Here is a 12665-nt window from a genome sequence, read left to right as displayed (position 1 = left end):
ATGCAAGGTTTAGAAAGCGCGCTTTAAGCGCTCGCAACCATTGAATTAACCCTCGGCAATTTGTTCTGCTGCCCATTCAGCGCTGGCCGGAGCCAACAGGATGCCGTTGCGGTAATGACCGCTCACCACCAGCAGACGGGGTTGTGGTTGCTCCAGCACCGGTGCCGGTTGGCCGCTGGGGCGTGCCCGCAGGCCCTGCCATTGGCGCAGCACTTGGGCATGTTGCAGCCAGGTTGGCGCTGTGCCCTTCAGGCTCTGCAATTCAGCCAGTGCTGGAGCCGACGCCTCGGCCCCAGGCTCCACGGTGGCCCCCAGCCAGAGCCGCCGGTTGGGCCGCGGCACCAGGTTGATGCCTTTCCAAATCAGGCAACCGTTCCATGCCGGTGGTTCGCTGCCTAATTGCAGCTCCAAGGCCTGCCCCAACACCGGCTCCATGGGTAGGGAGCGGCCTAGTGATTCCAGTAACTCGCTGCTGCCGAGGCCTGCAGCGATCACGAGCCAGTCACAGCTGAGTTCTGAGCCATTGCTGAGCCTGAGATGCCAGGGCCCACGGCCCTTGCCATCGATGCCTGTGACGCTGGCCTGCGACCACTCAAGGCCTTGCTCAGCAGCTGAGAGCTGCAGCTGCTGGATCCATTGCATTGGATCGAGCTGGCCGTCACCGCCCGACCAAACCCCACCGAGCACCCCATCCGGTAGTTCGGGGAGGGCTGCTTGGTTGACCCGCTTGTTGAGATCGGCAGGGCTCAGCAGTTCCAAGCATTGGCTCTGCTGAACCATCCGTTGCTGGTGCTCCCATTCCTGGGGCTCGGATGCCAGCAGCAGCAAGCCACGCTGGATTGGTAGCTGGAGTTGCTCCTGCCAGTGCAGCAGCAGCTGCATTGATCGGCGCCGCAAGCGCCAGCCGCGGCCGCTGCGGCGTTGATACACCTCTGCCATCAACAGCCCGAGGGCTGCGGCACTGCCTTGGGGAGCCGTGGCTGGAGCAATCAGCTGGACCTGGTGGCCCTGCTGTTGCAGCAACCAAGCGCAGCAGTGGCCAACGAAGCCACCGCCAATGACGGCAATTCGGGCTTGGGCGCTCAGCTCAGGGCTTCAGCGGGGATCATCTCGGCGTAGGCACCAAAGCCGCTCGCCACCCGGCTGTATTCCTTGGTTAGGCGTGAGCCGTCCTGCAGGCGGGCCGCTTCATCGAGCTCAGCCAGAGCGGTTTTGAGCTCAGCTGCGCGCTTGTCAGCTTCCTTGCGGTCCTGGGGCAGCAGGCGCTGGTTGATGTAAAGCATTTCGCGGCCGAGGGGCTGCATGGGGCCGCGAATCAGGTTGCGGGTGAAGACCCAATCCCTCTCGTTCACCAAGGTGGCCAGTTCGGGCAGGCGATCCTTGGCTTCCATGAACTCTTCAGCCTGACGGCGGATCACCGCCATGTCTTCAGGGCTGATGGTCTTGGCCGCTTTGCCCTTGGCCTCAGCTGGAGAGATGAAGCCAACACAAAGCAGAAGAACCAGTGCCACGGCGGCGAGTCGACGCAGCAGAGAAGCCAAGGCGGAGGCCATTGCAGGGGATCTGAATCAGGCGGAGTGTAGGAGCCGCCTCTGCCGATCTGGCTTGCGGCAGCATCAGGTGTAACAGCGACCGAGGCGTGGCACGCCGCTTTGATCCAACCCTCACCTACGACGCCGTGGTGGTGGGTAGCGGTGCCACAGGTGCTGTGGCCGCTCAGACCTTGGCGGAGCAGGGTCTGCAGGTGTTGGTGCTTGAGGCCGGGCCGGAGTTATCGGCGCAGCAGGCGCTCGGCTCAGAACCACGCAACATCGCGCGCCGCTTCCAGCATTTGCTAGCTGGGCGCCATCGCCTGCAAAGCCAGCATCCGGGCTACTGGAAAAACAACCCGGATCTCTACATCGATGAGCAGCTGAATCCCTACACAACCCCTGCTGAGCAGCCTTTCCTGTGGACCCGGGGCCGCCAAGTGGGCGGCAAGAGCTTGAGCTGGGGCGGCATCACCCTGCGCCTCTCCGAGCGGGAGTTTGCCCAGGGTTGGCCTGTGGCCCATCACGATCTGGCCCCTCACTACAGCGCCCTGGAACAGCAGCTCGGTGTTTGGGGCCACCGCGATGGGCTGGAGCTGCTGCCCGATGGCGATTACCAGCCAGCGGCTGCGTTCACGCCGGGTGAGGTTCACCTCGGCAAGACCTGCGCTGCTCTGGATCTTCCCTTCATCGCTTCCCGCGGCTTTGCCCGGCATCGGCCCAGTCGTGATGGTCCGTGGCCCCGTTTTTCAGCGCAAGGGGGGGCGCTGCAAGCAGCCCTTGCCAGCGGCCGGGTGACATTGCGCAGTGGTGCCTTGGTGTCGCAACTGCTGCTCAATCCCGCGCAAGATCAAGCCGAAGGGGTGCTGTTTATTGATGCTGCCACTGGAGCCATCGAGCGGGCTTCAGCTCGCTTGGTGGTGCTCTGCGCTTCGACGATTGAAACCATTCGGTTGCTGTTGCTCTCCCGCGACGACCATCAATCCGGCGGTTTGATCGATCCCCAAGGGCTGTTGGGGCTGGGTTTGATGGATCACGTCTCGGTGGCGCGATTCTTTGCGCTGCCGGCTCAACCCCCTGCTCCAGCGGGCACGGGTTTATCGGGGGCAGAAAGTTGCTTTATTCCCAACACTGGTGAGGGCTATGGACTCTGGTGCGCCGTGCAACGGTTCGATCCACCAGCTGTGTTGCAGCGTCAGCCTGACACCGCCTTGGGCTTTTTGATCGGCCACGGCGAGGTGCAGGCCGATGGGCGTAATCGCGTTGTTCTCGACCCCCAGGCCCGTGATGCTTGGGGCTTGCCGGTGCCGCACATCGCCATGGGTTGGCGTCAGCCCGAACAGCAGTTGCTCGAGCAAATGCTGGAGCGCATCCACACGGTGGTGGCCGCAGCCGATGGCATGGTGCGGCCGATTGAAGAGCTGTTGCATCTGCCCTTGGTGGAGCCATGGGTGCGCACCAGTGCGGCAGGTTCCCAGCGGCCAGGGCCACCCGGCTACTACATCCATGAGCTGGGCGGCGTGCCGATGGGCTCAGATCCCGCCACATCCCTATTGGATGAGTGGAACCGCTGGCGTGGTTGTTCCAATTTGCTGGTCACCGATGGCGCCAGCTGGCCGTCGTCGGGGTGGCAGAGCCCAACGCTCACTTCGATGGCACTGACGCGGCGGGCTTGCTTGCAGGCAGGGCAAGCAGGTCTCTGAGGCTGGCGTTAAAACGGGGTCCCGTGCCATTCCTTCGCCATGGTTGCCCCAACGGCAATCCTGCAGTTGATCTGCCCTGATCGCCCTGGTTTGGTCAGTGAGTTGTCGGGTTGGGTGTCCGCCAATGGCGGCAACATTCGCCATGCCGATCACCACACTGACGGCGGTGCGGGTTTGTTTCTCAGCCGTTTGGAGTGGGACCTCGAAGGCTTTGGCTTGCCGCGCTCCAGCCTGCCTGAGGCGGTGCAAGCCCTCTCAGCCCGGTTGGGCGGGGAGGGGCAACTGCACTTTTCCGATCAGCAGCGCCGGGTGGCGCTGTTTGTCAGCAAGCAGGACCACTGCCTGCTGGATCTGCTCTGGCGCACCCGCGCTGGGGAGTTACCGATGCAGGTGCCGCTGGTGATTAGCAATCACCCCGATCTGCGTGCCATCGCCGAAGACTTTGGGGCCCGCTTTGAGTTGGTGCCGGTGAGTGCAGCCAGCAAGCAACAGGCTGAGCAGCGGCAGCTCGAGCTTTTGGACGAGGAGGGGATTGATCTGGCGGTTTTGGCCAAATACATGCAGGTGCTCAGTGGCGATTTCCTGCGTCGCTTTGGCCCGGTGATCAACATCCACCATTCCTTTTTGCCGGCCTTCACCGGGGCTCAGCCCTACCACTGCGCTTGGGAGCGAGGGGTCAAGTTGATTGGCGCCACAGCGCATTACGTCACCGAGGAGCTCGATGCCGGCCCGATCATCGAACAGGCCACGGTGCATGTGAGTCACCGCGATGAGGTCCATGATCTGATTCGTAAAGGGCGCGATATGGAACGCCTCGCCTTGGCGCGGGCCCTGCGTCAGCATCTGCACCATCAGGTGATGGTCTATCGCGGCCGCACCGCTGTTTTTGATTGAGTAACTCAAACCTTTGCCGTTGATCGAGCGCCTACAGCAGCACCGCCCGTCGGTGGCCACTCGCTCGGGTTGGCTGGCGTTTCAGCTCGGCCTCTTCTTGCTGGCCAGCAGTTTGTTGCTGGCCGTGATCCCCTTGTTTTGGGCCCTGCTGGAGGGCACCCGCCATCACCGCCCGCGCTGGTGGCGTGATCGGGTCAACCTCTGGTTGGTGGCGGTGGCGGTCCTGATGACCTGCGCAGCTCCTTTTGCCCGCAGCGGCTGGCTGGCCTGGCCGGGTTTGGTGAATTGGCTGCCTTTTTTCTGGGGTTTCTGGGGTTTTCAGCCCTATCTGATGACCCCGGCAGCCCGGCGCCGCATCACCCAAGTGCTGGTGGCTGGCACCGTGCCGGTGGTGGTCACCGGTCTGGGTCAGTTGTTGCTCGGTTGGAGCGGTCCCTGGGAGGTGCTCAATCGTTTGGTGATTTGGCATATGGACCCCGGTGGTCTGCCGCCAGGTCGGCTCTCGGGCCTGTTTGATTACGCCAATGTGGCCGCGGCCTGGTTGGCTTTTAGCTGGCCATTGCTCTTGGCGGTGGCCGTCAGCATCGGGCGGCAGTGGTGGGGCCGCTGGAGCTGGAAGCAGCCCACGGTGCTGCTGCTGGTGGTCTCGCAGCTGGCGGCCCTCTATCTCACCGATTCACGCAATGCCTGGGGTGCTGCTGTTGTGGCGGTGCCGTTGGTGTTGGGTCCAGCCCGCTGGATTTGGTTGTTGCCGGGGCTGTCGCTGTTGCTGCTGCCGGTGTTGTTGGCGGTGTTGCCTGGGATCCCTGAGCTGCTGCAGTTGCCGGCGCGGGCCATCGTGCCGGAGGCGATTTGGGGCCGGCTCAGTGATCTGGCCTTCAGCGAACGCCCCTTGGCCTCCACCCGCCTTGGCCAATGGTCGGTGGCCGTCAGCCTGGTGGCCGATCGCCCTTGGCTGGGTTGGGGTGCAGCGGCGTTCAGCCTGGTGTACCCAGAGCGGGCCGGCGTCTGGCATGGCCATCCCCACAACCTGCCGTTGGAGTTGGCCATCAGCTTTGGTTTGCCGGCAGCTTTGATGATTGTTGGCTTGGTGGTGTGGTTGCTTGTGCGCTCACTGCAGCGCGGCATGTTTGGCGCTGATCCGTTTGAGCGGGGCTGGTGGACAGCGTTTGTGATCTTGGCGTTGCTACACGCCACGGATCTGCCCCTGTATTCCGGTCAGATCAATGTGGTGGGTTGGATTCTGTTGGCAGGGCTGCGGACAGCGGCTTGGCCCCGTCCGTCAGGGCTTCGGCCTGATGTTTAGCCAAGGTTGATTTCGGCAGTGGGCCCTCCAGGTGCTCCCAGGGCAGCACCCGATCGCTGCTCCAGCAGCTGTGAACCACGTCGTCCCATGGCGGTAGATCGCCTTTGAGCTCTTTGTAGGCCCGCTTCCAGCTGCCTTGGCTGTCGCTCTTGCCGCGCACGGCTGCAATCACAGGCGCCAGGCGCCGGTCGCTGCGGGAGAGCAACGCTTGGATCACGCTCCAGCCATAGCTCTCCGGACGCAGATCGATGCCCTTGGGTTTGAGCCGTTTGGCCAGCAGCTTGAGGCGCTTTTCGGCTTCAGGCCGCACCCCCTGCCATTGGAACGGGGTGTGGGCTTTGGGCACAAAGCTGCTCACCCCCAGGCTGAGCCGCAGTCCCGGGGTGGCTTTTTTCAGCGCCAGCAGCAGCGATGCCGTGGCTTCGATGTCGTCGTCGTTTTCGCTCGGTAAGCCAGCCATGCCATAGAGCTTCAGGGCACTGAGCCCCCCTTCTTTGGCGTAGCGGGCCGCGGCGTAAATCTCGCTTTCGCTGAGCTTTTTGTTCACCACCTGGCGCAGCCGTTCGCTGCCGCTCTCGATGGCGATGGTGATTGATTTGCTGCCGCGGCTCGCCAAGCTGGCGGCCAAGTGCGCCGTCACCGTGGCGGCGCGCACTGAGCTCACGCTGATGCGTGTGTCGTCGAATTGCGGCTGACTCAGCCACTGCAGCAGCTCATTGAACTGCGGGTGCTGGGTCACCGATGCCCCGAGCAACCCCAGACGCTTGGTGGCGCCAAGCCCCTTCTCCACCGCAGGAATCAGGCCGTCATCGAGGGAGGGGGTGCGAAACGGGAGGGTCAGGTAGCTGGCCAGGCAGAAGCGGCAGAGCTCCGGGCAGCTGCGCACCACTTCCACCATGTGAATCGAAGGCCAGGCGGACTCTGGGGTGATCACCGTGGAGTGGCTGAGGGTGTTGCCGCGCCAGGTCTGCTTGCTGATCCGCGCCGGCACAGCGCTATCGATTGGTTCAATGGCCTGGAGCTGGCCGTTGGCGTCGTAGCGCGGGGCATAGAGCCCGGGCACATAGATCCCCTCCACCTGGGCGAGTCGCTTGAGCTGTTGTTGCCGCGGTGCCCCGCGCACCTCTTGCAGGGCGTCGATGAAGGCTGGCAGCAGCAATTCGCCGTCACCAAGCAGCACCACATCAAAGAAGGGGGCCAAGGGTTCAGGGTTGGCGGTCAGCACCGGCCCACCGCCAAACACGATCGGATCGTCATCCCCGCGTTCTGTGCTCCACAGCGGGATGCGCTGCTGCTCCAGCAGATCGAGCAGCACCGGGCCATCCAGCTCCCAGCTCAGGGACAGGCCAAATAGATCGCAGTGGCGATGGGGTGGGTCGCCTTGATCGGTGAACAGGCGCCGCACATCGAGATCACTGCGGCCGGCCAGGCTGGCCCAAACCACCTGATACCCCAGGCTGGTGATGCCCACCGAGTAGGTGCTGGGGAAGGCCAGCACAGCGCGTAGGGCACCAGCCGCCGGTTGGGCTGGTTCAAACAGCAGCGTTTCCTGGTTCAGGCGCGGAAGGCTGTGGTGTTCCCATCATCCCTGCGATCGGTAGGCTGCTGCGCCGATGGTCTGGCTGCGGATGTTCATCGCCGATCGCCTGATCTATGTGGAGCTGCCCAAGACGGCCTGCACCCACATCGGCAAGCTTTTGGCCTTGGTCGTTCCCGGGGAGCAGCGGGGTAAGCACAACAAACCCAGCCAGGCGGAGTTCGATCGCAGGCCGGTGTTTCTCGGTTCCGTCCGCAATCCCTGGGCCTGGTACGTCTCGCTGTGGGCTTACGGCTGCCAGCAGGAGGGAATGCTCTGGGAAGCCCTCACCCACGGGCGCGGCAGTGTGCGGGGTTTGGGTTGGCGCGCTGCGCCGATCTATGCCGGCAGGCGTTGGCTGCACAGCCTGCGCCAGCGCCCAGCCGAGTGGCAGCGGCTCTACAGCGATGTTCAAGACGTGCAGGCTTTTCGCATTTGGTTGCGTTGGCTGCATGAGCCCGCCCGCCGTTGGGACAGCGGCGAGCGCTTGGCCTTGCATGCCTGCGCTGATCGGGTGGGTCTGCTGACCTACCGCTACCTCGATCTCTTCTGCCGCGGCAGTTTTCGCTCCATCGCTGATCTGGAAAGCCTGCGCGCCTTTGATGCCACTGCCAATTACCTCGATCACGTGATCCGCACCGAGCACTTGGAGCAGGACCTGTTGATGGTGCTGGAGCGCTTGCAGATCGCTGTGAGCGATGAGCAGCGCAGCCAGATCCTGGGGGGCGGGCGCAGCAATCCGTCCCGCGGCAAACGCAGCCGCTGGCAGGACTACTACGACCAGGCCAGCATCGAGCTGGTGGCCCAGCGGGACCGCTTCATCACCGAACGCTTCGGCTACAAGTCGCCGACGCTTTAGGCCTCTGCCAGCAGCTTCTCCTCTTCGGCTTGGCTCAACACCCGGCCTTCATCGGCGAATCCCTGCACCTGATCGAAGTTCAAGTAGCGGTAGAGCTCAGCGCTGTTGGGATCAATCCGCTCAGCGGCGACCGCCAGGTATTCCTCGCGGCTGGGGATGCGTCCCAGTTGGGCGCAGACCGCTGCCAACTCGGCGCTGCCCAGATAGACCTGGGCGCCATTGCCGAGGCGGTTGTTGAAGTTGCGGGTGCTGGTGGAGAACACGGTGGTGTTGTCTTCCACGCGCGCTTGGTTGCCCATACAGAGCGAGCAACCCGGCATCTCCATGCGTGATCCGGCGGCTTCGAAGGTGGCGTAGTAGCCCTCGGCTTTTAACGTCTCCTCATCCATGCGGGTGGGGGGGCAGACCCACAGGCGCGCAGTGTTTTGCCCCTGACCTTTCAGTACGGTGGCTGCGGCCCGGTAATGGCCGATGTTGGTCATGCAGGAGCCGATGAACACCTCATCGACTTTGTCGCCAGCGACGTCGGAGAGGGTTTTGACGTTGTCGGGGTCGTTGGGGCAGGCCACGATCGGCTCGGTGATCGTGTTGAGGTCGATGTCGATCACAGCGGCGTAGTCGGCATTGGCATCGGCTTCCAGCAATTCAGGGTTGGCCAGCCAGTCCTCCATGGCTTTGATGCGGCGCGCCAGGGTGCGGGCATCGCTGTAGCCGCGGGCAATCATGTTTTTGAGCAGGGCCACATTGCTGCGCAAGTACTCGCTGACGGTGTCGACACTGAGCTTGATCGTGCTGCCGGCGCAAGAGCGCTCTGCCGTGGCGTCGGTGAGTTCGAAGGCCTGCTCCAGCTTGAGATCGGGCAAACCTTCGATCTCCATGATGCGGCCGTTGAAGACGTTCTTCTTGCCGGCTTTCTCCACCGTCAAGAGCCCCTTCTCGATCGCCACATAGGGAATCGCATTCACCACATCACGCAGGGTGACGCCGGGCTGAAGTTCTCCGCTGAAGCGCACCAACACCGATTCCGGCATGTCGAGTGGCATGGCGCCGATGGCCGCGGCAAAGGCCACTAAACCGGAGCCTGCGGGGAAGGAGATGCCGAGGGGGAATCGGGTGTGGCTATCGCCGCCGGTGCCGACGGTGTCGGGCAGCAGCATGCGGTTGAGCCAGCTGTGGATGATGCCGTCGCCAGTGCGCAAGGACACCCCGCCGCGGTTGCTCATGAAGTCGGGCAACTCGGCGTGGGTTTTGAGGTCCACCGGCTTGGGATAGGCCGCGGTGTGGCAGAAGCTCTGCATCACCAGATCAGCGGAGAAGCCAAGGCAGGCCAGCTCCTTCATCTCATCGCGGGTCATCGGCCCGGTGGTGTCCTGGCTGCCAACGCTGGTCATCAACGGCTCGCAGCTGGTGCCAGGGTGCACACCCGGCAGTCCGCAGGCGCGGCCCACCATTTTTTGCGCCAGCGTGAAGCCCTTGCCGCTGTCGGCGGGAGGCGTTGGGCGGATAAACAGCTCGGAGGCCGGTAGACCCAGTTGGCTGCGCACCTTGTCGGTCAAGGCGCGACCAATCATCAAAGGAATGCGGCCGCCTGCGCGCACCTCATCGCTGATGGTGCTGGGCTTGAGATCGAAGCGGGCCACCACCTCGCCGTCGCGCTCGATCGTGCCGGCATGGGGACGGATCGTGATCACATCACCGCTGTTGAGCCCGGTGACGTCGCATTCGATCGGCAGAGCGCCGGAATCTTCTGCTGTGGTGAAAAAGATGGGAGCGATTTTGCCGCCCAAGATCACGCCACCACTGCGCTTGTTGGGCACATGGGGGATGTCGCTGCCGGTGTGCCACAGCACCGAGTTAATGGCTGATTTGCGGGAGCTGCCGGTGCCCACCACATCACCCACGTAGGCCACTGAATGGCCTTTGGCTTTGAGGGCTTCCAGCTGCTCCAAGCCGCCGGGCATGCGGGTCTCGAGCATCGCTGTGGCATGCAGCGGGATGTCAGGACGCGTGGTGGCGTGGGTGGCAGGGGAGAGATCGTCGGTGTTGGTTTCCCCCTCCACCTTGAACACCGTGACGGTGATGGACTCGGGCAGTTCGGGCTTGGCCGTGAACCACTCCGCTTCAGCCCAGCTATCGATGACCTGTTTGGCGTAGCTGTTGCCAGCGGCCAGCTCGAGAACGTCGTTGTAGGCGTCGTAAACGAGCAGGGTGCGGCTCAGGCCTTCGGCGGCGGCAGCCGCCAGGCTGTTGTCGGTGTTGCTGAGCAGCCTGATCAGGGCCGCCACGTTGTAGCCGCCAATCATCGTGGCCAGAAGCCGTGTGGCTTCCAGCGGGGTGACCAAGGGGCTGCTGCGCCGGCCTTCGGCCACGGCACTGAGCCAGTCGGCTTTGACGTAGGCCGCCTCATCCACACCCGGTGGAATGCGTTCACTGAGCAGATGCAGCAGCGTCTGCTCCTCCCCAGTGGGAGGTGTTTCCAGCAGTTCTGTGAGGGCTTTGGTCTGCTCAGCGTCGAGAGCTAGGGGGGGCACACCAAGGCCTTCTCGCTCAGCGGCGGCGGCGCGGTAAGCCGGCAGGAACGCGTCAGGGATAAGGCTCATCGGTACGGCGTCAGCGACAAACTCAGCAAACCATTGTCTGATTTGCCGGGATGGCGGCGGATCTTAGGCTGAGCGATGCCTAGGTCTTGCCCGATGCTCCCCACCTCCGATCTGCATGTGGTGGAGACCCGCCCGTTGGTGGCCCCGGCCATCCTGCACAGCGATCTGCCGTTGTCGGATCGGGCCAGTGAAACGGTGCGCCAGACCCGTCAGCGGATCCAACGCATTCTCCGCGGCGAGGATCCGCGGTTGCTGGTGATCGTCGGCCCTTGCTCGGTTCACGATGTGGCCGCCGCAGAGGAATACGCCGGCGCGCTGGCCCTGATCCGTGAACGTCTCAAGGACAGCCTTGAGATCGTGATGCGGGTGTACTTCGAGAAGCCCCGCACCACAGTGGGCTGGAAGGGTCTGATTAATGACCCCCATCTCGATGGCAGCTACGACATCAACAGCGGCTTGCGCCGGGCCCGTTCGCTGCTGCTGCAACTGGCTGAGCGGGGCCTGCCGGCGGCCACGGAATTGCTGGATCCAATCGTTCCCCAATACATCGCTGATTTGGTGAGCTGGACGGCCATTGGTGCCCGCACCACCGAAAGCCAAACCCACCGCGAGATGGCCTCGGGGTTGTCCATGCCCATTGGATTCAAGAACGGCACTGATGGCGGGGTGACCGTGGCCATCAACGCCATGCAGGCCGCCGCTCGGCCGCATCATTTCTTGGGGATCAACCGTCAGGGGCACGCTTCGATCGTGTCCACCACGGGCAATCCCGATGGTCATCTGGTGTTGCGCGGTGGTGGCGGCCAGACCAACTTCCACGCTGAAGCGATTGCCTCTTTCGCCGCTGAACTCAAGGCAGCGGCGTTGCCTGATCGGGTGATGGTCGATTGCAGCCATGGCAACTCCAACAAGGACTACCGGCGCCAAAGCGAGGTGCTCACAGCCGTGGCGGATCAGGTGCGCCAGGGCTCCAAGTCGGTTCTGGGCGTGATGCTCGAAAGCAATTTGGTCGAGGGCAATCAAAAACTTCCCGCTGACCTCAGTCAGCTGGCCTATGGCCAGAGCATCACCGATGCCTGCATCGATCTCACCACCACCGAGCAATTGCTCGAGCAGTTGGCTGCGGCGGTTCCGGTTCCGGTGGCCTAGGTCTTTGATGGCTTGTAGCGACAGTCACGGTCTCTTGTTTTTCTCTGCTTAATCTCAAACAGCTCTCCAGGAGGCCTTCCGTTATGGCCCTGTTGTTGCAGTTTTTTGGCATCAGCGATTCGCTGAATTTGTTTCGTTTGGAGCAGGGTCAGCCGGCGGGCCCTGTGTTTGCAGGTTTTCGGCCCTGTCAGCTCGATCGCTTGCTGGGGTGGGGCCAACAAGCTGCCGAGCAGCGCTGTTGGGATCCGCAGCTCGTGCATCAAGCCTTGCTCAAGGGTTGGTTGGAAAAAGAGGAGCTCATTGCCCAGTGGCAGCGGATCTTGGGTCAAGCACCCGCCGACAGGCTGTTGGTGGCTGGTTTGGGAACGCCCCAGGATTGGCAGTTGCGCTGCGAAAAGATGTTTGAGGCCTAAGCACCAAGCCAGTAGGCCATCGCGGCAACGCCCATTGGCACGCTGAAGTTGTCGAGGCCTCCCCAGCTGATTTGCTCCAGCAAGGTGGCTGCCGCGCTGAGGGCGATCAGGGTTGGCCAGCTGAGATCGCGCAGCAGCAAGCTCAGCACCAGCAAGCTGACGATGGCCATCACGCTGGTTCCGATCAGTGATTTGGTTTGTCCCATCACCTGCCAACGCGGTGATGAGAGTGAGGAGCCCAACAAGCCAGCGGCTCCATCGCCGAGGACCATCACCAGCACACAAGCGCTGACCAGATCAGCCCGTTGCGGCCACCAAAACCACACCAGCAAGGTGATGGAGAGCCCGTAGGCGATGGTGCCGATGCTGCGCCGACCAACATCTTCCACTTCCGGCACGAGCCGGAAGCGGTGATTGATCAGGGCGATCAGCGTCGCCAGTCCAGCCGCGGGTAGGGCCCACGCATGCGGAATCTGCAGAGCCCAGGCCAGCGGCACAGCCAGGCCAGCACCGATGTGCACCAGCTTGCGGCTGAGTTCCTTTTGCAGTGGCCAAATCAGCCGTGCGGTTTTGGCAGCAACCAGGACCAACGCCAGCCAGAGGGCGACCCAAAGCAGGTTGGCGGCAGCGCTCAAC

The 12665-nt window shown here is 63.2% G+C and carries 11 protein-coding genes; 6 read left to right on the top strand and 5 right to left on the bottom strand.

Translation table 11 applies throughout. The annotated features are described in order from the left end of the window. Positions 1-45: 45 nt before the first annotated feature. Complete coding sequence (locus SynMINOS11_RS12675) at positions 46-1023, bottom strand: NAD(P)/FAD-dependent oxidoreductase (protein WP_255445422.1); 978 nt, start codon at positions 1021-1023, stop codon at positions 46-48. Positions 1024-1082: 59 nt separating this feature from the next. Then, complete coding sequence (gene psbQ, locus SynMINOS11_RS12670) at positions 1083-1553, bottom strand: photosystem II protein PsbQ (protein ID WP_255445421.1); 471 nt, start codon at positions 1551-1553, stop codon at positions 1083-1085. A gap of 86 nt (positions 1554-1639) precedes the next feature. Here psbQ and SynMINOS11_RS12665 point away from each other — a divergent pair, with 86 nt between their 5' ends. The 3 genes from SynMINOS11_RS12665 to SynMINOS11_RS12655 are packed head-to-tail and all read left to right on the top strand — an operon-like array spanning position 1640 to position 5432. Next, positions 1640-3232, top strand: coding sequence for a GMC oxidoreductase (locus SynMINOS11_RS12665; protein WP_186548942.1), 1593 nt, complete (start codon positions 1640-1642; stop codon positions 3230-3232). A 39-nt stretch (positions 3233-3271) separates the two neighbouring features. Continuing rightward, positions 3272-4126 (top strand): formyltetrahydrofolate deformylase, encoded by an 855-nt coding sequence (purU, locus tag SynMINOS11_RS12660; protein WP_186548940.1) that lies wholly within the window; start codon positions 3272-3274, stop codon positions 4124-4126. Positions 4127-4139: 13 nt separating this feature from the next. Further along, the gene (locus SynMINOS11_RS12655) at positions 4140-5432 is read left to right on the top strand and encodes an O-antigen ligase family protein (RefSeq protein WP_186548938.1); all 1293 of its coding nucleotides are present in this window, start codon (positions 4140-4142) and stop codon (positions 5430-5432) included. On the opposite strand, the gene SynMINOS11_RS12650 is transcribed toward SynMINOS11_RS12655, so the two are convergent. Then, on the bottom strand, positions 5350-6930 hold the full coding sequence (locus SynMINOS11_RS12650; RefSeq protein ID WP_186548936.1) for a B12-binding domain-containing radical SAM protein: 1581 nt from the start codon (positions 6928-6930) through the stop codon (positions 5350-5352). The two genes, SynMINOS11_RS12655 and SynMINOS11_RS12650, sit on opposite strands and share 83 nt — an antisense overlap. Before the next feature lie 115 nt (positions 6931-7045). Between SynMINOS11_RS12650 and SynMINOS11_RS12645 the strand changes: the two genes are divergently transcribed. Further along, complete coding sequence (locus SynMINOS11_RS12645; RefSeq protein ID WP_186548934.1) at positions 7046-7867, top strand: hypothetical protein; 822 nt, start codon at positions 7046-7048, stop codon at positions 7865-7867. Here the strand turns inward: SynMINOS11_RS12645 and acnB are convergent. Then, positions 7864-10467: a bifunctional aconitate hydratase 2/2-methylisocitrate dehydratase gene (gene acnB / locus SynMINOS11_RS12640; RefSeq protein WP_186548932.1), complete on the bottom strand. Its 2604-nt coding sequence runs from the start codon at positions 10465-10467 to the stop codon at positions 7864-7866. The two genes, SynMINOS11_RS12645 and acnB, sit on opposite strands and share 4 nt — an antisense overlap. A 93-nt stretch (positions 10468-10560) precedes the next feature. Here acnB and SynMINOS11_RS12635 point away from each other — a divergent pair, with 93 nt between their 5' ends. Together SynMINOS11_RS12635 and SynMINOS11_RS12630 are read left to right on the top strand one after the other, a co-directional pair. Continuing rightward, the gene (locus SynMINOS11_RS12635; RefSeq protein WP_011936919.1) at positions 10561-11616 is read left to right on the top strand and encodes a 3-deoxy-7-phosphoheptulonate synthase; all 1056 of its coding nucleotides are present in this window, start codon (positions 10561-10563) and stop codon (positions 11614-11616) included. An 83-nt stretch (positions 11617-11699) separates the two neighbouring features. Beyond that, a complete protein-coding gene (locus tag SynMINOS11_RS12630; protein WP_011936918.1) occupies positions 11700-12029 on the top strand; it encodes a hypothetical protein in 330 nt (109 codons plus the stop codon). Here SynMINOS11_RS12630 and SynMINOS11_RS12625 read toward each other — a convergent pair. Beyond that, a complete protein-coding gene (locus tag SynMINOS11_RS12625) occupies positions 12026-12664 on the bottom strand; it encodes a diacylglycerol/polyprenol kinase family protein (protein WP_186548930.1) in 639 nt (212 codons plus the stop codon). The two genes, SynMINOS11_RS12630 and SynMINOS11_RS12625, sit on opposite strands and share 4 nt — an antisense overlap. Between the last annotated feature and the right edge of the window lies 1 nt (position 12665).

It is taken from the genome of Synechococcus sp. Minos11 (assembly GCF_014279855.1).
Lineage (GTDB): Bacteria > Cyanobacteriota > Cyanobacteriia > PCC-6307 > Cyanobiaceae > RCC307.
The sequence above is the reverse complement of the archived record's forward strand: the minus strand, read 5'-3'. Positions and strand labels throughout refer to the sequence as shown.

Bases quoted from the DNA above. Each gene is read 5' to 3' on its own strand.
- psbQ (WP_255445421.1), bottom strand. From the start codon at position 1,553: ATGGCCTCCGCCTTGGCTTCTCTGCTGCGTCGACTCGCCGCCGTGGCA.
- purU (WP_186548940.1), top strand. From the start codon at position 3,272: ATGGTTGCCCCAACGGCAATCCTGCAGTTGATCTGCCCTGATCGCCCT.
- SynMINOS11_RS12645 (WP_186548934.1), top strand. From the start codon at position 7,046: ATGGTCTGGCTGCGGATGTTCATCGCCGATCGCCTGATCTATGTGGAG.
- acnB (WP_186548932.1), bottom strand. From the start codon at position 10,467: ATGAGCCTTATCCCTGACGCGTTCCTGCCGGCTTACCGCGCCGCCGCC.
- SynMINOS11_RS12635 (WP_011936919.1), top strand. From the start codon at position 10,561: ATGCTCCCCACCTCCGATCTGCATGTGGTGGAGACCCGCCCGTTGGTG.
- SynMINOS11_RS12630 (WP_011936918.1), top strand. From the start codon at position 11,700: ATGGCCCTGTTGTTGCAGTTTTTTGGCATCAGCGATTCGCTGAATTTG.